Origin of the sequence: Mesorhizobium sp. GbtcB19 (genome assembly GCF_019091085.1) — a bacterium.
In the GTDB taxonomy this organism is placed as follows: domain Bacteria; phylum Pseudomonadota; class Alphaproteobacteria; order Rhizobiales; family Rhizobiaceae; genus Mesorhizobium.
The window spans coordinates 248097-270014 of record NZ_JAGXJY010000007.1 but is presented as its reverse complement, the minus strand read 5'-3'; the positions used below and the strand labels follow the sequence as shown (position 1 = coordinate 270014).

Genomic DNA, 21918 nt, shown 5'->3' with positions numbered 1-21918 from the left:
ATTTCGACTGGCACAGAGGTCAACAAATCTTGACCCGCCCGTGTCGGGGTGGAATGCGACCGGCTACCGGCATCGTCGGCTGAAACCGATCACATATTCGTGTTGGCGTAACCAATCGAAGCGCATCCGCGAACCAGAAAGGGGCGACCATGCCCCTCAACAATGGGAGTTTTCCGGATGCATTCGATCAAGCTCGTTCTCATCGCCGGCCTCGCAGGTCTTTCGGCTTCGCAGGCCTTGGCCGAAGACACGATGGGCGCCATGACCATGATGAAGGGTGGCCAGGTGACGGCGATCATGCCGGACGGCCACATGGGCACCATGATGCCGGACGCCAAGATGAGCGCCGACATGATGAAAATGGCCAAGCCGATCAAGCACTGCATGATGATGATCACCGACGCCAAGGGGAAGGCCTATATGATCGACACGTCGACCAAGAAGGCCCAGGCCGAATGTGAGAAAATGGCGATGTGAACTCGCCGATCCCGCATGCCGACCTTCCCGCCGGCCGGCATGCCGGCGGGCTATCCGCCATCCGGCCATCTTTCGAGCCGTGATCCTTCATCACAGTTCCTTGACCGATTGGCATAGCATCGCGTCTACCCTCACGGGTTGATCGGTCCGGCGAGTGTGCTACGGCCGGTCAACCATCACGAGGCGGACATGGCCGGCATTTCCCGAAGATATCGTATGCTGCGGCGCTCGCAGGCGATGTGGATATCGCGGCGCGTCTGGCAGCCGCGCCTGGTCTTCTGGGCCGGCGCCATTTCGATCGGCCTGATCAGCGTGCTGTTTGCCCTGCTCGCCGACCGCGCGCAGGTTCTGTTCCATGTCATGACCGGCAATGATGGCGGCTGGCGCTCCCTTCTGCCTCTGGTCGTGACGCCGCTCGGCTTCATGCTCTGCGCCTGGCTGGCGCATGCCTTCTTCCCGGGATCGCAAGGCAGCGGCATTCCGCAGGCGATCGCGGCGCGGCACCTGCGCGACGAGGACGATCGTAGCCATATCCTGTCGCTCAGGCTGGTGGTGGGCAAGATCGCGCTCACCGTCGTAGGCCTCGCCTGCGGCGCCTCGATCGGCCGCGAAGGTCCGACGGTGCAGGTCGGCGCTTCGGTGATGCTGCAGGCGGCGCGCTGGGGCGGCATGGCGCAGGCCCGCGGCCTGATCCTGGCCGGGTCCGCCGCCGGCATCGCCGCCGCCTTCAACACGCCGCTCGCCGGCATCGTCTTCGCCATCGAGGAAATGGGCCGCGCCTATGAGGCGCGCACCAATGGGCTGGTGCTGACGGCGGTGATCCTGGCCGGCCTCGCCTCGCTGGGGCTCGTCGGCAACTACACCTATTTCGGCGTCGCCAGGGATACGGTGGCGTTTGCCAGCGACTGGCCGCTGGTGCTCGCCTGCGGCATCATCGGCGGCGGTGTCGGTGCGCTGTTTTCGCTGCTGGCGCTGAAAGTCATGCGGCGTATCCGGCGCTGGCACGTGCTTCAGCCGCTGCCGCGCACGCTGCTCGTGGCAGGCGTCTGCGGGCTGGCCGTGGCCGCGATCGGCATCGCTTCCGGCGGTCTGACATTCGGCACTGGTTACGCGCAGGCGCGCGGCGCGATCGAAGGCACGCCGCTGCCGGCCTTCTTCTTCGTCGAGAAATTCGCCGCGGGCCTCTTGTCGATGGTGTCGGGCATTCCGGGCGGCCTCTTCGCGCCGTCGCTGGCGGTGGGCGCGGGGCTGGGCAGCACGCTCGGCCTGGTTTTCGGCGCGGCCACAGGCACGGCGGCGCTGCTCGGCATGGCCGGCTATTTCGCCGGCGTCGTGCAGGCGCCGATGACGGCCTTCGTCATCATCCTCGAAATGACCGGCAACCACGACAATGTGATCGCGCTGATGTGCGCGGCGATGCTGGGCTACGGCACGGCGAGGCTCATCTCCAACGAACCGCTCTACCACGCGCTGTCGCGCGTCTTCGTGGCCGATGCGATCCGGCGGCGCAGGGCGGAGATTCCCGTACAGGGCTGAGCGCCCTTCCAAACAAAAGGCCGGGACTGGATGCCCGGCCTCGCGTCAGGTTCGAATGCCGTTCCTGCCTATTTGCACTTGGCGATCGAGGACAGCGCGGCCGAGATGCCCTTCAGCGAGAAGACGTAGGAGGTCGGGTTGCCGCGGCCCGACTTCGCCTGCACCTTCATGTCGGTGCCGGTCTTCATGGCGGCGATCAGCACGGGCTCTTCGGCGGCGTTCTCGACCCAGGCGGACTTACCGCGGGTGAACATCGAGAACGACTTCTTGTCGATGGTGACGGTGGCCTTCGAGCCTTCCTGAAAGTTATAGCCGGCGATGAACTGCGGCTCGTAGGAGACCTGCTGCCCAGGCCGCTGGCTGACGAAGAAGAACATGTCGCCATGGTCGAGCGTCTTAGGCTGCTTGTCGGTGGGCACGGTCAGCACGTAGCAGACCTTGCCGCCCGCCGACTGATAGCTGTAGGTGCCCCAGGCATTGTGCTGGCCGATCTTGGTCGCCTGCTGCGCCAGCGCCGGCGCGGCAAAGGCGGCCACCAGGACCAGGCTGGAAACTGTAGCAATCAATCCGCGCATCGTTCTTCCCGTATTCCAAATGGTGCGGGGGCGGGCCGCCTGGCGTCCTGCCGTCGCTTCATTTTGATTTAATCAGGGTTACCAAACGGTGAATTGTCCTCGAAGAAAAGGAACTCACCCCAGGAAACCGCCACCATTCACGCCGCCACCGTTGAAAGCGGCTGGCGCGACGTCCCGGCGCGGAGTTGGAGGCCACGAAAACGGCAAGAGTTTGTCTTTTCGCACGCGCTGATTCCCGGCGTGAAGCGGAGCCGCGGTCAGTTCCCGTCGGCCAGCGCATCCTTGGCGGCCTGCCTGTGGGCAGGCGTGATATGGGCGCTGACGGCGGCGATGGCCGCGGTCAGCACCGCAAGGTCGTCGGTGTAGCCGAGGCCGACGACGAAATCGGGAATGAAATCGAACGGCAGGACGAAATAGCCCAAAGCGCCGAGCAGGGTGGCCTTGGCGCGCAGCGGCGTGTCCTTATCCATGGCGCAGTAATAGGCGGCGACCACTTCGTCCATGAACGGGATCTGCCGCGCCGCCTTCTTGGCGGTGCGCCAGAATTTCTCGCGAACCTCACCCTCGCCGGCGAGCTTGTCGCCGAAGCCGAAGAAATCGAAACCGGGTTGTTGCGCCATCAATCGCTCCTTGGCGACCGGCGCATCGATGCGCCGGTCCGCCGCGACAAAATGTGGTGAAAGCAGGGGGCTGCTGCAAGAGTGTTGGGGTGCGCCGGCCCGAAAATCGAACTCGGCAGCGCTGGTCCACAAGAAGCGCCATGGCGATCGCCGTCGCCTGGCGATTGGCCGAGGCCTCCCTCCGATCGTCATCCACGGGCGGAGCAAGGAGCGAAGCGACGCGCGCAGACCCGAGGATCCATTCCGTAACTTAAACGTGTCGCCACGGTGCAGAATTCTGCTCCGCTGCATTCCTCGACCACGGTCACGGAATGGATCCTCGGGTCTGTGCTCCGCTTCGCGTCGCTCCGCCCGTGGATGACGAAGTTCGCAAGCCTCGGCCAATCGCGAACGTTCGCCAAGCTTGCACCGCCCCGACGCTCATAGGTCACGGAATGGATTCCAGGGTCTGCGCGCGTCGCTTCGCTCCTTGCTCCGCCCTGGAATGACGAAGTCAAACTACCGCCCTTAAAAAGCGAGTCTCTTCCGCCTTCAGCCGAAATAGTGGTTCATCCGCTTGGCGAGCTCGATATCCAGCGCCGTCACGCCGCCGGCATCGTGCGTGTTCAGCGTGACGTCGACGGTCTTGTAGACATTCGACCAGTCGGGGTGATGATCCATCTTTTCGGCGGCCATAGCCACGCGAGTCATGAAGGCGAAGGCCTCGGAGAAATTCTTGAAGACGAAGCTGCGCTTGATGGAGGCGCCGTCGGCCGCCAGCGACCAGCCTTCAAGTTCGGCCAAAGCCGTGCCGATGGCGTCCTTGCTGAGTTTTTCTCTCGTCATGATGATTTCCCATGCTATCTCGAATTTGACCCTCACCCTAATGCAAGTCGCCCAAAGGTGCTTTGCGGTTTTGGGGTTCCAAATGCACAAACGGCGCATATCGAATGAGCATTAAGCCCATAAATTCCATTCTGTTCGTCTGCCTCGGCAACATCTGCCGGTCGCCGCTGGCCGAGGGCGTGTTTCGCGCCGTCTGGGCCGGGCGCACGCAGGGCCGGGAGATCGTGCTCGATTCGGCCGCGACCGGCGGCTGGGAGGTAGGCTCCGCTCCCGATCCGCGCTCGGTCGCGGTTGCCGGTCGCCACGGCATCGACATATCAGGGCAAAGGGCGCGCAGAATAGCGCCGGAGGATTTTTCACGCTTCGACCTGATCCTCGGCATGGACCGGTCGAATGTGCGTGACCTCAAGGCATTGGCTCCGCAAGCGGCGCGCGATCGCATCCATCTCTATCTGGAATTTGCGACCGGAAGCGGACGAGACGTGCCGGACCCCTATTATGACGGACCGGAAGAGTTCGCGTCGGTCTACCGCATGATCCGCGAGGCGTCGGAGGCGCTGGCGAAGCGGCTCGAGGCGAGCGTTTCGCCGACCAGCGGCCAGGCTTCCTCGACGATATAGGGGCCGCCGCCGACCGAATCGCGCGACGACATCAGCACGAAGCGGCCGACGCGGAAGGGCAGCGCGGAAAAATTGCCGCGCGCCGACAGATATTGCGCGACGTCGAGCGGGCTCCCGTTGCGCAGGCGGGCAAGCGTCACATGCGGCGAGAACTTGCGCGGATCGGCCGGCAGGCCTAGCCGCTGGCAGATGCGGTCGATCTCGCCTTGCAGCGCCGTCAGATCGGGCGAGGCCGATACGCCGGCCCATACCGCATGCGGCTTCTTGCCGCCAAAGGCGCCGACGCCGGAGAGCGTCATCTGGAAAGAGGGGCGGTGAACCCTGTCGAGGGCGTTGGCGATCTCGTCGGCGACATGGCCCTCGACATCGCCGATGAAACGCAGCGTCAGATGGTAGTTTTCGACATCGATCCAGCGCGCTCCGGGCAGCCCGCCCCGGAGCAGGGACAGCGAGAGAGCGGCATCACGCGGAATTTCGAGGGCGGTGAAAAGACGTGGCATGTGAAGCCTCCTGTCCTCGAATCGATACTCTCAGCCCTAGCGAATCATCGATATCAGCGCGGGGCAAGCGGTTTGTTGTCCACAATGTTTCCCCAGCGGAAAGCGTGGCATTCCGGACTCACGACGCGCCTCCATTGTCGGCGATCGCCTTCTGGACGATCGGCAGGATGCGCTCGACCATGACGTCGACCCCCCGGGGATTGGGATGCAGGCCGTCCTCCAGCTGCAGATCCGGATGGCCGGCGACACCGTCGAGGAAGAATGGATAGAGCGGAACGCCGTATTTTTCGGCGAGCCGCGGATAGATGGCGTCGAAAGTCTTCTGGTAATCGGCGCCGAGATTGGGTGCCGCGCGCATGCCGGCCAGAAGCACCGGAATCTTACGCTGCTTCAGCTTTTCCAGCATGGCGTCGAGGTTCTTCTCGGGGATATCGGGCGAAACGCCGCGCAGCATGTCGTTGGCGCCGAGCTCAAGGATCACCAGCCTCGTGCCATCCGGCACCGACCAGTCGAGCCGCGCCAGCCCGCCGCTCGAGGTGTCGCCCGACACGCCGGCATTGGCGACGGTGACGTCGAGGCCCTTCGCCTTCAGGGCCGCCTGCAGCCGGTCGGTGAAACCCTGGCCCGGTCCGAGGCTGTAGCCCGCCATCAGGCTGTCGCCGAAGCCGACGATGGTGAAGGTGGCGGCGCGCGCCGGCGAAATGGCGCCGCAAAGGGCGAAGAAGAAGATGAGGGCTGCGAAAACAACGGGGGCTGCGGCAAAACGGTGTTTGAATGCCATGCGGCGAGCCCCATATGACCGAAACAATCCGAACGAGGAGACACGGGCAGTCTCCTTTTTCCACATATAGGGCGCTTTTATTGTGACAGAAGCCGTCATCGTGCTGAGGGACGTATCGCTGACGCTCGGCGAGGGCGCGTCTTCCGTCCAAGTGCTGAAGGGCGTGAGCCTCGACGTGGCGGCCGGCGAAGCCACCGGCATTGTCGGCCCGTCGGGCTCCGGCAAGTCCACGCTGCTCATGGTTTTGGCCGGTCTGGAAAGGGTCGATTCGGGCACGGTTCGGATCGCCGGCGAGCTGCTCAACGGCAAAAGCGAGGATCGGATTGCTTCGTTTCGGGGGCGAAACATTGGCATCGTCTTCCAGTCCTTCCACCTCATCCCCAACATGACGGCGCTCGAAAACGTCGCGGTGCCGCTCGAGCTGGCCGGCCATGCCGATCCGTTCGGCGTCGCCGCGCGCGAACTTGCGGCGGTCGGCCTGAGCGACCGTGTGACGCACTATCCGGGCGAGCTTTCCGGCGGCGAGCAGCAGCGTGTGGCGATCGCCCGGGCGCTGGCGCCGTCGCCGCGCATCCTCATCGCCGACGAGCCGACCGGCAATCTCGACCAGGCGACGGGAAAGCAGATCGCCGATCTGCTGTTCGCCAAGGCGGCGGAGCGCGGCATGACGCTGGTGCTGGTGACGCATGATCCAGCACTTGCCGCGCGCTGCGCCCGCCAGGTGTCGATGCGCTCGGGGCGCATCGAGGACACGCCCAGGCCGGTGAAGGTGCCGGCCTGATGCGGACGTTGAAGCTCGCCATCCGCTTCTCGCTGCGCGAGATGCGCGGCGGCCTGTCCGGCTTCATGATCTTCCTGGCCTGCATCGCGCTCGGCGTCGCTGCGATCGGCGGCGTCAATTCGGTGGCGCAGGCGATCAGCGCCGGCGTCGCCGATCAGGGCCAAACGCTGCTTGGCGGCGACCTGCGCTTCCAGATCAACCAGCGCAGCGCCTCGGACGCCGAGCTCGGCTTCATCAGGAGTCTGGGCGCCGTTTCACAGACGTCCGGCATGCGCTCCATGGCGCGGCTGGAGGACGGCTCCGATCAGGCGCTGGTCGAAGCCAAGGCCGTCGACGACGCCTATCCGCTCTTTGGCGCGCTGGAAACCGATCCGGCGCTGCCGAAGGAGCAATTGTTCGGCGAAAGGTCCGGCATCTTCGGCGCCGCCGCGCCCGATCTGCTGTTCGAGCGGCTCAATCTGCATATCGGCGACAGGCTCAAGCTCGGCAGCGCCATTTTCGAGCTGCGCGCCAGGCTGGTCAGCGAGCCCGATGCGGTGTCCGACGGTTTCGGCTTCGCGCCAAGGCTGATGATTTCCAGCCAGGGGCTTGCCGCATCCGGCCTGGTGCAGCCCGGCAGCCTGGTCGAGAACGCCTATAAGGTGAGGCTGCCCGACGGCTCGTCCGAGGCGCGGATCAAGGACATCCAGGCTCAAGCCGCGAAGGATTTTCCGCAGGCCGGCTGGTCGATCCGCACGCGCAGCAATGCCGCCCCCGCGCTCTCGGCCAATATCGAGCGTTTTTCGCAGTTCCTGACCCTGGTCGGGCTGACGGCGCTGGTGGTCGGCGGCGTCGGCGTGGCGAATGCCGTGCGCGCCTATCTCGACGGCAAGCGCGGCGTCATCGCCACTTTCAAGAGCCTCGGCGCTTCGGGCCGCTTCGTCTTCACCGTCTATCTGGTGCAGATCCTGTTGATCGCTGGCCTCGGCATCGTGCTTGGGATCATCCTCGGCGCCGCGATGCCGTTCGTGGCGAGCGCGCTTTTGCAATCGGTCATTCCGGTGCCGGCGCAAGGCGGCTTTTATCCAGGGGCGCTCGCCATGGCGGCGCTGTTTGGCCTGCTGGTGACGCTGGCCTTCGCGCTCTTGCCGCTCGGCCGCGCCCGCGACGTGCCGGCAACGGCGCTGTTTCGCGAAATGGGGTTCGAGAGCCGCGGCCTGCCGCGCCTGCCCTATGCCGGTGCGGCGCTGGCGATCGTGATCGCGCTGGCGGCGCTGGCGATCCTTTCGGCCAACGACTACCGCATCGCCTCGATCTTCGTCGGCGCCACCGTCTTTGCCTTCCTGGTGCTGCGGCTGGTGGCGGTGCTGGTGCAATGGATCGCCAGGAAAAGCCCGCGCGTGCGCTCGGTCCCGATGCGGCTCGCGCTCGGCAACATCCATCGGCCCGGCGCGCTGACGCCGTCGGTGGTGCTGTCGCTCGGGCTCGGTCTGACGCTGCTGGTGACGCTGGCGCTGATCGACGGCAATCTCAGGCGGCAGATTTCCGGCAGCCTGCCGGAGCGGGCGCCGAACTTCTTCTTCGTCGACATCCAGAGCGGCGACGTCGATGCTTTCGCCAGCCTCGTCGGCAAAGAGGCGCCTCGCGGAACGCTGGTCAAGGTGCCGATGCTGCGCGGCCGCATCATGGCGCTCAACGGCGTCGACGTCGACAAGGTGAAGATCCCTGCCGACGGCGCCTGGGTGCTGCGCGGCGATCGCGGCCTGACCTATGACGCCAAGCAACCCGAGAACGCGACGCTGACGGAAGGCACGTGGTGGCCGCAAGATTATTCCGGCGAGCCGCTGGTGTCGTTCTCGGCCGAGGAAGGCAAGGCGATCGGGCTGAAGCTCGGCGACAGCGTGACCGTCAATGTGCTGGGACGCAATGTCACGGCAAAGATCGCCAGTTTCCGCCAGGTGCAATGGGAGACGATGGGCATCAATTTCGTCATGGTGTTCTCGCCCAACGCCTTTGCCGGGGCGCCGCATGGCTGGCTGGCAACGCTGACCGACAAACAAGCCACTGCGGCCGACGATGCAAGGCTGCTCAACGCCGTCACTCGCGCGTTCCCGGCGGTGACGACGGTGCGCGTCAAGGACGCGCTCGACATCGTCAACCGGCTGGTCGCGCAACTGGGCACGGCGATCCGCGCCGCTGCCGGCGTGGCATTGATCGCATCTGTGCTCGTGCTTTCCGGGGCGCTTGCCGCCGGCAACCAGGCGCGCATCCACGACGCGGTGGTGCTGAAGACGCTCGGCGCGACGCGGAGGACGTTGATTGCCGCCTTCTCGTTGGAATATGTGCTGATCGGCCTCGCGACCGCGCTGTTTGCGCTTGCCGCCGGCGGCATCGCCGCCTGGTTCGTGGTCGCGCATATCATGACGCTGCCCTCGCATTTCATGCCGGAAGTCGCGGTTATAACGATCCTGGTTTCGCTGACGGTGACGGTCGGCATCGGCCTTGCCGGCACCTGGCGGGTGCTCGGCCACAAGGCGGCGCCGGTGCTGCGAAATCTCTGACCGGCGCGTCTCCAAGTCGCCGCCCGGTTAAATCTTTGTAAGAATGCCGGGCGGAAGGGCCTGAAAACCGGCCTTTTGCCCTCTCACGAAGGGTTACGGCCCGTTACCGTCTTGTTCTTGACGTCAAGAACCATCATATTTCGCGGCAGGCATGCTGGAGTCCCGCCAGCGGCGCCTGGTCCGACGGAAGACCCCGGGCGGACCTGTCACCGGACGGGGCAGAAGCAACAGAGGATTTCCAATGGCTGATCCCATTCGCAACTACCAGACGGGCGCCGCCTCCGGCGCGCGCGTCGATATCGATCAGGGCCTGCGCGCCTATATGATCAAAGTCTACAACCTCATGGGGCTTGGCCTGCTCATCACCGGCCTTGCCGCTTGGGGCGCGTTCCAACTCGCCATCACGGGCGACGGCCAGCTGACCGCCTTCGGCCAGCTCATCTATGCAAGCGCGTTCCGCTGGGTCGTCATCCTGGCTCCGCTCGCCGCCGTGATGTTCCTGTCGTTCCGCATCCAGTCGATGAGCGTGGGGGCGGCGCAGACCACGTTCTGGGTCTATGCCGGCCTTGTCGGCCTGTCGCTGTCGACGATCTTCCTCGTCTACACCGGCACCAGCATCACCCAGACCTTCTTCGCCACGGCCGCGGCCTTCGGCGGTCTGTCGCTCTACGGCTACACGACCAGGCGCGACCTGTCGGCGTTCGGCTCGTTCCTGATCATGGGCGTGATCGGCCTGCTGATCGCTATGCTGATCAACATCTTCCTGCAGTCGTCGGCGCTCGCCTTCGCCATCTCGGCGATCGGCGTGCTGGTCTTCGCCGGCCTTACCGCCTACGACACGCAGAAGATCAAGGAGATGTATTTCGAGGGTGACGTCGCCGACGTCGCCGGCCGCAAGGCGATCATGGGCGCGCTGCGGCTCTATCTCGACTTCATCAATCTGTTCATGTTCCTGCTGCAGTTCATGGGCGACCGCCGCTAAAGACGGTTCCCCGGTCTCACTGGACCATAGATTTGCGAAAGGGCGGCCCAACGGCCGCCCTTTCCTTTTACGCACGCCTTTGCTCTCATTGGGGCAGTAAAACGAACTGCACAAATTATGAGCAATATTGCGATCAGAGCCGCGACTGCCGCCGACCTCGACCGAATCACGGAAATCTATGCCGACGCGGTCGCGCACGGCACGGCGAGTTATGAGCTGGAACCGCCCAGCCGCGCTGAAATGGGCAATCGATTCGACAGCTTAACGGCGGGCGGCTTTCCCTATCTGGCGGCGGAGAAGAATGGCGTTGTGCTGGGTTACGCCTATGCCGGACCGTTCCGGCCGCGCCCCGCCTACCGATTCGTCATCGAGGATTCGGTCTATGTCGCGCCCGAGGCCAAGGGGCAGGGCGTGGGCTCACTGCTGATGCGGGCTTTGATCGAGACGGCGCGTGCCGCCGGCTTCCGCCAGATCATCGCGGTGATCGGCGACGGCCATGCCGACAGCGCGTCGGTGCGGCTGCACGAGAAGCTCGGCTTCCGTCATTCCGGACGCCTGGAAGGGTCGGGCTACAAGCACGGGCGCTGGCTGGACACGGTGTTCATGCAGCTGTCGCTGAATGGCGGCGCGGAACTGCCGCCCGATCCTGATTCGCTGCCGGAGCGGAGGTTCCGGGCGGGAAAGAGGAATTGAAGAACTGAGGAAAAGAAAGATCATTTCAGGCGCTTACGCCTCTTTTCCTCAATTCTTCAGTTCCTCAATTCTCCAGTTCCTCTTCACGCTTCGACCACCCTCAGCTTGGCATCGAACACGCCAAGCACGCGGCCGAGTTCCTGGCCGCGCTTCAGAATGCGGCCGCCGGCGGCGATGACGGCGAAAGCGCCTTGGCGGCGCGCCAGCCTGGGGTCCTTGACGATCTGGAACAGCGGCACTTCGCTGGCCCGGCGAAAGACGGAAAAGACAGCGCGATCAGTGAGATGATCGATGGCATAGTCGCGCCACTCATTGGCCGCCACCATGCGTCCGTAAAGCCTCAGGATCTGGTCGAGCTCGCGCCGGTCGAATCGCACCGGCTGGTCGAGGCGTGCGTTGCGCGCCTCGTGCAACGGGATCAATATTCCGGATGCTTCCCCATCCTCCATCCCGCTGCTGTGATCGGTCATGCCTCGATCCTTCGATTGAATCATGCGCCGGCCAAGGTTCGCGCTTTCGTGAGGGAATTGCAAGGGCCGGCTAAGCACGCGCAGGGTCGCGCGGTTTCCCAAACGTCCAGTCACGTTTGCGAAACACATGTTGGAATTGGTGATGCTCCGCCACAATCTCGCCACAAATAATCCGCGCTCATGCCCCAATGTCCGACGAGTTTACCGGCGTTGCCTGAGACGGTTCGGTCCGGCACCGGCTCGTAAACCCCAAGCCCCCCGCCCACGGGTCAGCGTCGGATCGAACCAACCTCGGTTTTTCCTTGGAAAAATCAGGTGCGACGATCCCAAAACCTGAATGACCGGCGTCAGAAGCAAGCTGACGCCGGTTTTTTATTGGGCTGGCGCAGCGCCCCTTCTCCCCCTGTGGGAGAAGGTGGATCGGCGCGCAGCGCCGAGACGGATGAGGGGTGTTCCAGCTTGGCCGCAAGCTCGAATTTGCCGCTGCCTCATTCCTTCCAACACCCCTCATCCGACCGAGCTTCGCTCGGCCACCTTCTCCCACAAGGGGAGAAGGGAAAAGGGTGCCCCGCTAAAGCCGATCCGGCTTGCGAATAAATGCGGCGCCGAGGATCGGCCCGGGCATGCCGTCCTTGCCGACCGATTGCAGCAGCACCGCGCAGCCGCCCTTCTTGGCGATCTCGGTCATCGGCAATTCGTAACGCTGAGCCTTGCCGTGCCACATGCCGGCGGTCTGGATGTCGGAGACGGCGTTCCAGTAGGTCAGGCTGCGGCCGCTGTTTTCGCCCTGGCCGATCTGCACCATCTGCGGCGGATCGAAATAGACGATCACCACATGGGCATCGCTCGGGCCGTTACCGGCGTCGCCGGCGTCGATCATGACGCGGTCGCTGGTGCGGCTCACCTTGATGCCGACGCGCATGCCCTCGCCGGTCCTGTCCATGCGGGCCAGCGCGCCGTCGACTTCCTTGCGGCTGGCGCCGTTGACGTGGCTGCGGCCATTGATGACGGCTTGCGGCGTGTAGACCGAGCGGCTGCCGAAGGCGCGCATATAGTCATACTGACGCTCGGTGTTTTCCTTGGTGCTCAGCGTGTCCTGCCAGCCGAGATAGTCCCAGTAATTGACGTGGTAGGCGAGCGCGATGACGTCCCCTTTGCCGGCGAGCTCGGCGAAGAATTCGTCGGCCGGCGGACAGGAGCTGCAGCCCTGGCTGGTGAACAACTCGACCACGCCCAAAGGCTTCTCGTCAGCCTGCGGCTTGCCCGTCGAGGCCTTCTCCGGCTCGGCTGCGAGGGCCACGCCGCCCAACGCCGTGAGGGCCAGCGCTACTGCCGCAAGCCGCAATCGTCCTCGAAGTGCCATGACTTTTCCAATTCCCACCGGTGACGCCGGCCTTGTTCTGATTGCTAAAATATGTGGCAGAAGCGCCAGTCAACGGGAAGTCACGTTGCGGTGAAATTTTGCCGTTGCAACCTCAGGTAAGGCCGCAATAGGAGAGGCCGTTGCATTTCACGGCCTGGTTCGATTCGGGAGCAGCATCCTAACCATGTGGCAGACTCTCCTGACCCCGGTCGATCTCTATTGCGAACGCACCGGTCCAGGACTTTGGGCAGAGCCGGCTAATGCTTTGACCAACCTGGCTTTCATTGCCGCGGGACTATGGGGCGTCTGGCAGGTGCGGCGCCATAAGACCGGTACCTTCGCCGAAGTGCTGGCCTGGTGGGTGGTGGCGATCGGCATCGGCTCGACCGTGTTCCACATCTTCGCCAGCAAAGGCACGATCTGGGCCGACATCCTGCCGATCGCCGGCTTCACGCTGGCCTACACGCTGTTCAACCTGCGCCGTTTCCTCGGCATGTCATGGGGCAAGGCGATCCTCGTTTTCGTCGCCTTCTATGCGGTCTCGGGGCTGATCACCTATGCGGTGCCGGACTGGCTGCGCCAGGCGTCGAACGGCACCACGAGCTATCTCCCGCCTTTCCTTGCGCTTGCCTTCTTCGGGGTATGGATCGCAGCCACCGGCAACAGGGCCGGCTGGTACAATCTGACCGGATCGGCGATCTTCGTCGTCTCGGCCATCTGCCGCATGGTCGATCCCCTGGTCTGCGCCAGCTTCCCGCTCGGCACGCATTTCCTCTGGCACGTCTTCAACGCGCTGATGCTCGCCGTGCTGCTGGCGGCGGTGGCGAGGTTTGGGAAAGCAAAGGGAGTAGGGGAGTAAGGCAGTAGGGGAGTAGGGAAGAGGATCGAGCAGCAACTTTATCCCTACTGCCCTATTCCCTTACTCCCCTACTCCCTGGCCGCTGCTAAGCGGCCAAGTCGCGCAGCACGTACTGCAGAATGCCGCCGTTCTTGAAGTAGTCGAGCTCATCCAGTGTATCGATGCGGCAGATGATCGGCACGTTCTTCACCGTGCCGTCGCCATAGGTGACCTTGGCGACCATCTTCTGGCGCGGCTTGATCGCGTCCAGGCCGTCGATCTCGACCGTTTCGTCGCCCTTCAGGTTGAGCGAGGCCCATGAGGTGCCGTCCTCGAAGACGAAGGGGATGACGCCCATGCCGACCAGGTTCGAGCGGTGGATGCGCTCGAAGGACTGGGCGATGACGGCGCGAACGCCAAGCAGGTTGGTGCCCTTGGCCGCCCAGTCGCGCGACGAGCCGTTGCCGTATTCGACGCCGGCGAAGATCACCAGCGGCACGCCCTCGCGCTTGTATTCCATGGCGGCGTCGTAGATCGACATCTCCTCCTTCGAGGGATAGTGGATCGTGTAGCCGCCCTCGCGGCCGTTCTCGCCCAGCATGTGGTTGCGGATGCGGATGTTGGCGAAGGTGCCGCGCATCATCACCTCGTGGTTGCCGCGCCGCGTGCCGTACTGGTTGAAGTCGGCGACGCCGACACCATGCTCGGTCAGATACTTGCCGGCCGGCGAGGCGGCCTTGATCGAACCCGCCGGCGAGATGTGGTCGGTGGTGATCTTGTCGCCGAAGAGACCAAGCACGCGCGCGCCCTTGATGTCGCCGACCTTGCCGAAGGCGCGGCCCATGCCGGCGAAATAGGGCGGGTTCTGCACATAGGTCGAGTGGTCGTCCCAGGCATAGGTCTGGCCTTCCGGCGCCTTGACCTTCTGCCAGTAGGCATCGCCCTTGAAGACGTCGGCATATTTGCGCGCGAACAGCTCGCGCGTGACGTTCTTCTCGATGAACTCCTGGATCTCTGCCGAGCTCGGCCAGATGTCCTTGAGATAGACCGGCTTGCCGTCGCTGCCTTCGCCGAGCGGCTCGGTGGTGAGGTCCTTGGTCACCGTGCCGGCCAGCGCATGCGCCACCACCAGCGGCGGCGAGGCGAGGTAGTTGGCCTGCACGTCCGGAGAGACGCGGCCTTCGAAGTTGCGGTTGCCGGACAAGACCGCGGCAGCAATCAAACCTTTGTCGTTGATGGTTTTCGAGATCGGCGCCGGCAGCGGGCCGGAATTGCCGATGCAGGTGGTGCAGCCGAAGCCGACCAGGTTGAAGCCGATCTGGTCGAGCTCCTTCTGCAGCCCCGATTTTTCGAGATACTCCGCGACCACCTGACTGCCGGGGGCGAGCGAGGTCTTCACCCACGGCTTCTGCTTCAGGCCGACACGGTTGGCGTTGCGAGCGAGCAGCCCGGCGCCGATCAGCACGCTCGGGTTCGAGGTGTTGGTGCACGACGTGATGGCGGCGATGACGACGTCGCCATGGCCGAGATCGTGGCCGGCGCCTTCGACCGCGTAGCGCTTGGAGATCTCGGCGGCCTTCTTGTATTCGGTCTCCATCGCCTTGGCGAAGCCGGCCGGTATGCCTTCCAGCGCGACGCGGCCCTCGGGACGCTTCGGACCGGCCATCGACGGCACGACGTCGCCGAGGTCGAGCTCGAGCAGGTCGGTGAAGACCGGATCGGCCGAGCCGGCGTCACGCCACATGCCTTGCGCCTTGGAGTAGGCCTCGACAAGCGCGATGCGGCTTTCCTCGCGGCCGGACATGGTGAGATAGCGGATGGTCTCCGAGTCGACCGGGAAGAAGCCGCAGGTGGCGCCATATTCCGGCGCCATGTTGCCGATGGTGGCACGGTCGGCCAGCGTCATGTTGGAAAGGCCCGGGCCGAAGAACTCGACGAACTTGCCGACGACGCCCTTCTTGCGCAGCATCTGGGTGACGGTGAGGACGAGGTCGGTGGCGGTGACGCCTTCCTTGAGCTTGCCGGTGAGGCGGAAGCCAATGACTTCGGGCAAAAGCATGGAGACCGGCTGGCCGAGCATTGCCGCCTCGGCCTCGATGCCGCCGACGCCCCAGCCGAGCACGCCGAGGCCGTTGATCATGGTGGTGTGCGAATCGGTGCCGACGCAGGTGTCGGGATAGGCGGTGGTTTCGCCGTCTTCACTGTTGGTCCATACCACCTGTCCCAGATATTCGAGGTTGACCTGGTGGCAGATGCCGGTGCCGGGCGGCACGACGCGGAAATTGCGGAACGCCTGCTGGCCCCATTTCAGGAACTTGTAGCGCTCCTCATTGCGCTCATATTCGAGCTCGACGTTGCGGGCGAAGGCCATCGGCGTGCCGAACTCGTCGACGATGACGGAGTGGTCGATGACGAGGTCGACCGGCACCAGCGGATTGATCTTTTCCGGATCGCCGCCGAGCGCCTTGATGCCGTCGCGCATGGCCGCCAGATCGACCACGGCCGGAACGCCGGTGAAATCCTGCATCAGCACGCGGGCCGGGCGATAGGCGATCTCGACGCCGGCGGTGCCCTTGTCGGTCAGCCAGGCGGCGACCGCCTGGATGCTCTCCTTGGTGACCGAGCGGCCGTCTTCGTTGCGCAGCAGGTTCTCCAGCAGCACCTTCATCGAATAGGGCAGCCGGGCGATGCCGGTCAGGCCGTTCTTCTCGGCCTCGGTGAGGTCGAAATAGACATAGTCAGCGCCACCCGCGGTCAGGGTGCGGCGGCATTTGAAACTGTCGAGGGATTTTGACACGTGCGATCCGTCCTTGTCTGTTCAGCCTGAAAGGGAACGGACGCCGATGGCATGCAATCACGCGCAAAGGTGCGGGTACGGCCATTTCCGCTGTCCGCTCCCAAGCAACCCGAGCCGTTCAAGGCGGCGCGTGCGCTGGTTCGGCGCTAATCCTGTTCCCGCGCCGACCGCTGGCACGGATGAACCGCATATAGAGAATTTCCTGGAATAGTTCTAGACAGTCGAAAGGCAAATTTGTGCGATGCGGCGGTGGCCGCGAAACGGTGCTTTCGGGACGGGCAAGGATGCGGCTGATCGCCGAAAATCTGGGCGGCGAGCGCGGCGGCGAGACGGTCTTCTCCGGCATCGGATTCGTCCTCGAAAAGGGCGAGGCGCTCATCGTCACCGGGCCGAACGGCGCCGGCAAATCGACCCTGCTGAGGGTTGTCGCCGGGCTGCTGCCGGCCGCCGGGGGCAAGGTAAGTGTCGAAGGCGGCGGCGAGGCTTTCCCGACTGTCGCCTCGGCCGCGCATTATCTCGGCCATCTCAACGCGATGAAGACGGCGCTCAGCGTCGAGGAGAATCTCGGCTTCTGGCGCGCTTTTCAGGGCGAGCCGGGGTTGAGTGTCGAAGAGGCGCTGGAGACGGTGGCGCTCGGCGGGCTCGGACATTTGCCGTTCGGCTATCTGTCGACCGGGCAGAGGCGACGAGCGTCGATCGCCAAGCTTCTGGTCAGCCGGCGGCCGATCTGGCTGCTGGATGAGCCGACGGCGGGGCTGGATAAGGCTTCGGAGGAACGGTTCGCGGGGTTGATGCGGGAGCATTTGCGGGATGGGGGGATTTTGGTGGCGGCCACGCATCTACCGCTGGGGCTTGAGGGGGCGAAGGCGCTTATAATGGGGGAAGTCGGTTGAGGTTGGCGCTCTGGCACCCCCCTCTCTGCCCTGCCGGGCATCTCCCCCTCAAGGGGGGAGATCGGCAGTTCAGGCGCCCCGCTAGCATTGCCGCGTTGGAGATTGGCGAAGGCCGGGGTGACATCCAATCTCCCCCCTTGAGGGGGAGATGGCCGGCAGGCCAGAGAGGGGGGCCTGGGCGCAGGCATCTCAAATCATGCTAGCCCTCTTCCTGCGTGATATCCGCCTCTCCATCCGCGCCGGCGGCGGCGCCTTGATCGGCGTCATCTTCTTCCTCGCCGTCATCGTCACCATTCCTTTCGGCGTCGGCCCCGACCTCAATCTGCTCGCCCGCATCGGGCCGGCGATCCTGTGGATCGCGGCGCTGCTTGCCTGCCTGCTCGGACTCGATCGCCTCTTCCAGGCCGACCGCGAGGACGGCTCGCTCGATCTTCTGGTGCTCAACAGCGACCGCCACATGCTGGCGCTGACGGTGCTGACGAAATGCCTGGCGCATTGGACGGGCAGCGTGCTGCCGCTGGTGGTCGCCGCGCCCCTGCTTGGCCTGTTCATGAACATGGAACCGCTCGGCATCGGCGCCACGGCGCTGACGCTTCTCGTCGGCACGCCGGCCATCACCTTCATCGGCGCCGCCGGCGCGGCTGTCGCGGTGGCGCTGCCGCGCGGCGGACTGCTGATCTCGGTGCTGGTGCTGCCGCTCACCATTCCGGTGCTGATCTTCGGCGTTTCGGCCAGCTACGGCGCCGTCGCCGATCCGGCGCCGTTCCTGCAGCCCTTCCTCATTCTTGCCGCGCTGACACTATTTCTTGCCGTGATCGGGCCGCTGGCTGCGGCGCTGGCGCTACGCCATGGGACGGACTGATGTGGCCGCTGCGGATCGAGAACCCGATCTTTCTGCAAAATATCTACGGCAACTACCCCGATCTGTCGTCCGTCGAGGTCACGTCGGCCGATATGAACCGCAACGGGCCCTGCATGCGTCTGTCGTTTATCTCGACAGTGCTCCCTTATCGCCCTCCCGCCAAATGGCGCGAGTTCAACGCAGTGTCCTTTACCCTGGAGTACATGGCGGTCGAGACGATCAGCCTTCGCAAATTCCGTAGTCACGGCTCGAGTGCGATCAGGATGTGGGACGAGGACGGCAAGATACTGCTTACCTGCGAGGGAGCGGTCCGGCTGTCGCTGACGTGCCGATGGATGCGCATCATCGGCATAACAGGCATCCTGCAGTCAGGCTCGTTGTGACCGCAAATCCGCCGCAGACGGCGTTCATTGCGGCCGGCGATCGGCGTCGCTATGAACGACCGTCACAAGTTTTGGATCGAGAAATGAGCGCGCACGCCCTGTTCGTCACCGCCGCCTATGCCATCACGGCGATCGGGCTCGCCGGGCTGATCGGCTGGATCCTGCTCGATCAGCGGGCGCGCAAGCGCGAGCTTGCGGCGCTGGAAGCGGCCGGTGTGCGTCGGCGTTCCGACAAATCCGGGGCGGCAAAACCGTGAGCAACGAAACCGAAGCGCCGGCGCCGCGCCGCCGCCTGTTCGTGCTTTTGCCGCTCTTGGTGTTCCTGGGGCTGGCGGGGCTGTTCCTGTCGCAGCTTCTGTCGGGCCGCGACGTCTCGGAAATTCCCTCGGCGCTGATCGGCTTGCCGGCGCCGCAGACCAGCCTGCCGCCGCTCGAAGGAACGAACCTGCCAGGATTGGATTCGAAGTCCTTCGCCGGCAAGGTGACGCTGGTCAATGTGTTCGCGTCCTGGTGCGCGCCGTGCCGCGAAGAGCATCCGGTGCTGCTTGGACTGTCGCAGGACAAGCGCTTCACGCTCGCGGCGCTGAACTACAAGGACCAGCCGGAAAACGCCCGCCGCTTCCTGGGCGATCTTGGCAATCCCTATCAGGCCATCGGCGTCGACCCGGCCGGGCGCGCAGCAATCGACTGGGGCGTCTATGGCGTGCCGGAGACCTTCGTCATCGGCAAGGACGGCAAGATCGCCTACAAGCATGTGGGGCCGCTGACGCCGGAATCGGCAAGGTATTTATTGTTGCCGCAGGTTGAAAAGGCGCTGGCGGCGCCGGGTTGACATGGCGCCCCTCATGCGAAGCGTCGAAGCTCAGCCGTAGATCTGCTTGTGGATCTGGTACAGCATCTCGGAACGGTCGGCGCGCAGATCGGCGAGATCGCGGCTGGACAGGTTCTCGATTTCGGCGACGAGGCGGTTGTAGTGGCGGCGCTTGGCCATGCTGGCGCGGGCGCGGGAGACAAGAGTGTCGAACATGACAGGGTTCCTTTCATGCCGCACTGGTGCGGCCGGTTGTTCCTCCCTGACGTTTGTGAGCATGACATAGGAATGGTGCGTTGCAAAAGAAAGATGTTGCAATGCACCATTGCAGCCAGCGCATAGCCGGTTAACCCAAGCCTAACCGATCCATGCGTCTCGTATGGCGTCGGCATAGGGCGGACTTCACGTATTTCTCACCGGTTTTGTCATACAAATTACCGGCTTGCCGTCTTGCCAGATCGGTTGCGGGCTGGCTTGATCCGCCCGTCACCTGATGCCGGGAGGAAATGCATGGCCGCCGCAGACTATTACGAAGTTCTCGATCCGCGCTTCGCGCGCCTGTTCAACGGCAATGCGCAGGTGGAAAAGCTGTTCACCGGCTGCCGCTGGGCGGAAGGCCCGGCCTGGTTCGCCGCCGGCCGCTATGTCGTCTGGTCCGACATCCCCAACAACCGCATGCTGCGCTATGACGAGACCGACGGCAGCGTCAGCGTGTTCCGCCAGCCCTCCGGCAATTCCAACGGCAACACCGTCGACCGGCAGGGCCGGCTGGTGACCTGCGAGCATTCCGGCCGCCGCGTCAGCCGCACCGAGCATGACGGCTCGGTCACCACCATCGCCGACAAATGGAAGGGCAAGCGGCTGAATTCGCCCAACGACGTGGTGGTGCGCTCTGACGGCTCGATCTGGTTCACCGATCCGACCTACGGCATCGACTCCGATTATGAGGGCGACAAGGCCGAGAGCGAGATCGGCAACTGCAACGTCTATCGCGTCGATCCGGACACCGGCGACATCGAGGCCGTCATCACCGACATGGTGCGGCCGAACGGGCTTGCCTTCTCGCTGGACGAAAGCCTGCTCTATGTCGTCGATACCGGCCGCACGCATGGCGAGAAGAACCCGGCGCATATGCGGGTCTTCACCATCGGCAAGCACGGCAAGAAGGTTTCCGGCGGCAAGGTGTTCGCCGACTGCACCGCCGGCCTGTTCGATGGGTTCCGGCTCGATTCCGACGGGCGTATCTGGACCAGTGCCGCCGACGGCATCCATTGCTACGATCCGGACGGCACGCTGATCGGCAAGGTCAAGGTGCCGGAGGTGACCGCCAACTGCGTCTTCGGCGGCAACAAGCTGAACTGCCTCTACATCGCCGGCACCACCTCGCTCTATATGGTCCGGCTGATGGTGAATGGGGCCAAGACATATTGAGGTGAGACTGTTTGGAAATTCTACTCCGACGGCCATCTGCTGGCGTTTTCTGCGCTTCCGGTGTTCACGGACCAAATGTCCGCTCCGCTCCGGTTCTCGAAACCACCACCATATGACTCGCCGGAGCGAATTTCGAAACAGTCTCCCGGCGGCGCAGGCAGAATCCAAGGGGAGGACATCATGCCATTCGTCAACATCCGCATCGTCAAGGAAGTGATCGCCGCCGATCCGGCCGGCAAGAAGGCTGACATCGCCAGGAAGGTGACCTCGGCCATCATGGACGCCACCGGGCTCGGCAATGACGACGTCTGGGTGGTGTTCGAGGAGGTCAACGCCCGCGACTGGTATGTCGGCAAGACCGATGTCGAGACGCTGCGGAAGGGGTAGCTTCTTCCTTCTCCCCTTGTGGCAGAAGGTGGCCTCGCGAAGCGAGGTCGGATGAGGGGTGCTCCAGCTTGGCGACGCCGTTTGTCCAGCGACGAGGTCGCCAACGTCTCACTCCGCTGGAACACCCCTCATCCGTCTCGGCGCTGCGCGCCGATCCACCTTCTCCCACAAGGGGAGAAGGGAAGACCGCTCACCGCACCCGAATAAACCCGGCAAAAGCCTCGATCGCTCCGCGCATCGCCCGCCGGTTCGCATCCTCCGCTAGGATCGTCTCCACCTCCGCCGGCTTCTTGCCCAGCAGCGCGATCTCCAGCGTCTCCTCATACAGCGCGAACGACATGGTCCGCATCACCTCCGCCAGCGCCGCGCGCGCATAGAGCGAGCGCGGCGAGGCGTGGACGAGCATTGCCGGCTTGCCGACGGCGGCGTCGCGCGACACCAGCCAGTCCAGCGCGTTCTTCAGGCCGCCGGGCACGCCATGCGCATATTCCGGACAGGAGACGATGACGCCGTCCGCGCGGGTGACGGCCTCGATCAGGCGCGCCACTTCGGGCGGCGTGCGCTCGCCCTCGTCGTCGGGGTTGAAGATCGGCAAGCGGCCGAGGCCGTCAAAAACCTCGATGCGACAGGCCGGAGGCGCGTTGGCTGCAAGCGCCGCAACCAGGGCCGAGTTGGTCGAGGTGGCGCGCAGGCTGCCCGATATGGCGATGATCTCGATCAGGGGAGAGAGCCGGACGAAAGAGTGAGTCGTCC

Annotated in this window: 25 protein-coding genes; 15 read left to right on the top strand and 10 right to left on the bottom strand. The window is 64.4% G+C overall.

Annotated elements, in window-relative coordinates:
• Positions 1-177 precede the first annotated feature (177 nt).
• Positions 178-477, top strand: coding sequence for a hypothetical protein (locus KVT37_RS15450; RefSeq protein WP_217574437.1), 300 nt, complete (start codon positions 178-180; stop codon positions 475-477).
• A 189-nt stretch (positions 478-666) separates the two neighbouring features.
• Entirely contained in the window at positions 667-2013 is a 1347-nt protein-coding gene (locus KVT37_RS15445; protein WP_217574435.1) for a chloride channel protein, read from the top strand.
• A 68-nt stretch (positions 2014-2081) separates the two neighbouring features.
• Here the strand turns inward: KVT37_RS15445 and KVT37_RS15440 are convergent, their stop codons facing one another.
• The 3 genes from KVT37_RS15440 to KVT37_RS15430 all read right to left on the bottom strand — a co-directional run bounded on the left by KVT37_RS15440 (position 2082) and on the right by KVT37_RS15430 (position 4033).
• Positions 2082-2588 (bottom strand): invasion associated locus B family protein, encoded by a 507-nt coding sequence (locus KVT37_RS15440; RefSeq protein ID WP_112100983.1) that lies wholly within the window; start codon positions 2586-2588, stop codon positions 2082-2084.
• A gap of 257 nt (positions 2589-2845) precedes the next feature.
• A complete protein-coding gene (locus KVT37_RS15435) occupies positions 2846-3208 on the bottom strand; it encodes a YkvA family protein (protein WP_217574433.1) in 363 nt (120 codons plus the stop codon).
• Positions 3209-3739: 531 nt separating this feature from the next.
• Positions 3740-4033: a 4a-hydroxytetrahydrobiopterin dehydratase gene (locus KVT37_RS15430; RefSeq protein WP_217574431.1), complete on the bottom strand. Its 294-nt coding sequence runs from the start codon at positions 4031-4033 to the stop codon at positions 3740-3742.
• 104 nt (positions 4034-4137) lie between these two features.
• Here KVT37_RS15430 and KVT37_RS15425 point away from each other — a divergent pair, with 104 nt between their 5' ends.
• The gene (locus tag KVT37_RS15425) at positions 4138-4653 is read left to right on the top strand and encodes a low molecular weight protein-tyrosine-phosphatase (protein ID WP_217574429.1); all 516 of its coding nucleotides are present in this window, start codon (positions 4138-4140) and stop codon (positions 4651-4653) included.
• On the opposite strand, the gene thpR is transcribed toward KVT37_RS15425, so the two are convergent.
• Both thpR and KVT37_RS15415 read right to left on the bottom strand, forming a co-directional pair.
• The gene (thpR, locus tag KVT37_RS15420; protein ID WP_217574427.1) at positions 4560-5153 is read right to left on the bottom strand and encodes an RNA 2',3'-cyclic phosphodiesterase; all 594 of its coding nucleotides are present in this window, start codon (positions 5151-5153) and stop codon (positions 4560-4562) included. The genes KVT37_RS15425 and thpR overlap by 94 nt on opposite strands.
• Positions 5154-5271: 118 nt before the next feature.
• The gene (locus tag KVT37_RS15415; protein ID WP_217574425.1) at positions 5272-5934 is read right to left on the bottom strand and encodes an arylesterase; all 663 of its coding nucleotides are present in this window, start codon (positions 5932-5934) and stop codon (positions 5272-5274) included.
• Between the two features lie 82 nt (positions 5935-6016).
• Here KVT37_RS15415 and KVT37_RS15410 point away from each other — a divergent pair, with 82 nt between their 5' ends.
• The 4 genes from KVT37_RS15410 (at position 6017) to KVT37_RS15395 (ending at position 10930) form a co-directional block, all read left to right on the top strand.
• A complete protein-coding gene (locus KVT37_RS15410) occupies positions 6017-6715 on the top strand; it encodes an ABC transporter ATP-binding protein (protein WP_217574423.1) in 699 nt (232 codons plus the stop codon).
• Positions 6715-9255, top strand: a complete 2541-nt coding sequence (locus KVT37_RS15405) for an ABC transporter permease (RefSeq protein ID WP_217574421.1) — start codon at positions 6715-6717, stop codon at positions 9253-9255. Before KVT37_RS15410 ends, KVT37_RS15405 begins: the two co-directional genes overlap by 1 nt.
• A gap of 241 nt (positions 9256-9496) precedes the next feature.
• Entirely contained in the window at positions 9497-10237 is a 741-nt protein-coding gene (locus tag KVT37_RS15400; RefSeq protein WP_217574419.1) for a Bax inhibitor-1/YccA family protein, read from the top strand.
• A 117-nt stretch (positions 10238-10354) separates the two neighbouring features.
• Positions 10355-10930 carry a GNAT family N-acetyltransferase gene (locus tag KVT37_RS15395; protein ID WP_217574417.1) on the top strand — a complete coding sequence of 192 codons (576 nt, stop codon included), beginning with the start codon at positions 10355-10357 and terminating at the stop codon, positions 10928-10930.
• 83 nt (positions 10931-11013) lie between these two features.
• Here KVT37_RS15395 and KVT37_RS15390 read toward each other — a convergent pair whose 3' ends face one another.
• On the bottom strand, positions 11014-11400 hold the full coding sequence (locus KVT37_RS15390; protein WP_217574415.1) for a DUF2794 domain-containing protein: 387 nt from the start codon (positions 11398-11400) through the stop codon (positions 11014-11016).
• Positions 11401-11971: 571 nt separating this feature from the next.
• Positions 11972-12763 (bottom strand): thioredoxin family protein, encoded by a 792-nt coding sequence (locus KVT37_RS15385; RefSeq protein ID WP_217574413.1) that lies wholly within the window; start codon positions 12761-12763, stop codon positions 11972-11974.
• Between the two features lie 184 nt (positions 12764-12947).
• Between KVT37_RS15385 and KVT37_RS15380 the strand changes: the two genes are divergently transcribed.
• Complete coding sequence (locus KVT37_RS15380) at positions 12948-13622, top strand: ceramidase domain-containing protein (RefSeq protein WP_217574411.1); 675 nt, start codon at positions 12948-12950, stop codon at positions 13620-13622.
• An 85-nt stretch (positions 13623-13707) separates the two neighbouring features.
• On the opposite strand, the gene acnA is transcribed toward KVT37_RS15380, so the two are convergent.
• Positions 13708-16398 (bottom strand): aconitate hydratase AcnA, encoded by a 2691-nt coding sequence (gene acnA / locus KVT37_RS15375; protein WP_217574409.1) that lies wholly within the window; start codon positions 16396-16398, stop codon positions 13708-13710.
• A 284-nt stretch (positions 16399-16682) separates the two neighbouring features.
• Here acnA and ccmA point away from each other — a divergent pair, with 284 nt between their 5' ends.
• The 5 genes from ccmA to KVT37_RS15350 all read left to right on the top strand — a co-directional run bounded on the left by ccmA (position 16683) and on the right by KVT37_RS15350 (position 19368).
• A complete protein-coding gene (gene ccmA / locus KVT37_RS15370; protein ID WP_217574407.1) occupies positions 16683-17291 on the top strand; it encodes a heme ABC exporter ATP-binding protein CcmA in 609 nt (202 codons plus the stop codon).
• Between the two features lie 196 nt (positions 17292-17487).
• Entirely contained in the window at positions 17488-18153 is a 666-nt protein-coding gene (gene ccmB, locus KVT37_RS15365; protein WP_217574405.1) for a heme exporter protein CcmB, read from the top strand.
• A complete protein-coding gene (locus KVT37_RS15360) occupies positions 18153-18536 on the top strand; it encodes an Imm50 family immunity protein (RefSeq protein ID WP_217574403.1) in 384 nt (127 codons plus the stop codon). The genes ccmB and KVT37_RS15360 overlap by 1 nt, the downstream gene beginning before the upstream one ends.
• Positions 18537-18619: 83 nt before the next feature.
• The gene (gene ccmD, locus KVT37_RS15355) at positions 18620-18793 is read left to right on the top strand and encodes a heme exporter protein CcmD (protein WP_217574401.1); all 174 of its coding nucleotides are present in this window, start codon (positions 18620-18622) and stop codon (positions 18791-18793) included.
• Positions 18790-19368, top strand: coding sequence for a DsbE family thiol:disulfide interchange protein (locus KVT37_RS15350; protein ID WP_217574399.1), 579 nt, complete (start codon positions 18790-18792; stop codon positions 19366-19368). The genes ccmD and KVT37_RS15350 overlap by 4 nt, the downstream gene beginning before the upstream one ends.
• A gap of 30 nt (positions 19369-19398) precedes the next feature.
• Here the strand turns inward: KVT37_RS15350 and KVT37_RS15345 are convergent, their stop codons facing one another.
• A complete protein-coding gene (locus KVT37_RS15345; protein ID WP_254634033.1) occupies positions 19399-19563 on the bottom strand; it encodes a hypothetical protein in 165 nt (54 codons plus the stop codon).
• 294 nt (positions 19564-19857) lie between these two features.
• Between KVT37_RS15345 and KVT37_RS15340 the strand changes: the two genes are divergently transcribed.
• Positions 19858-20778 (top strand): SMP-30/gluconolactonase/LRE family protein, encoded by a 921-nt coding sequence (locus KVT37_RS15340; protein WP_217574395.1) that lies wholly within the window; start codon positions 19858-19860, stop codon positions 20776-20778.
• A gap of 180 nt (positions 20779-20958) precedes the next feature.
• Complete coding sequence (locus KVT37_RS15335) at positions 20959-21165, top strand: 4-oxalocrotonate tautomerase family protein (RefSeq protein WP_217574393.1); 207 nt, start codon at positions 20959-20961, stop codon at positions 21163-21165.
• Between the two features lie 190 nt (positions 21166-21355).
• Here the strand turns inward: KVT37_RS15335 and KVT37_RS15330 are convergent, their stop codons facing one another.
• Positions 21356-21829, bottom strand: a complete 474-nt coding sequence (locus KVT37_RS15330) for an NADPH-dependent FMN reductase (protein ID WP_254634046.1) — start codon at positions 21827-21829, stop codon at positions 21356-21358.
• Between the last annotated feature and the right edge of the window lie 89 nt (positions 21830-21918).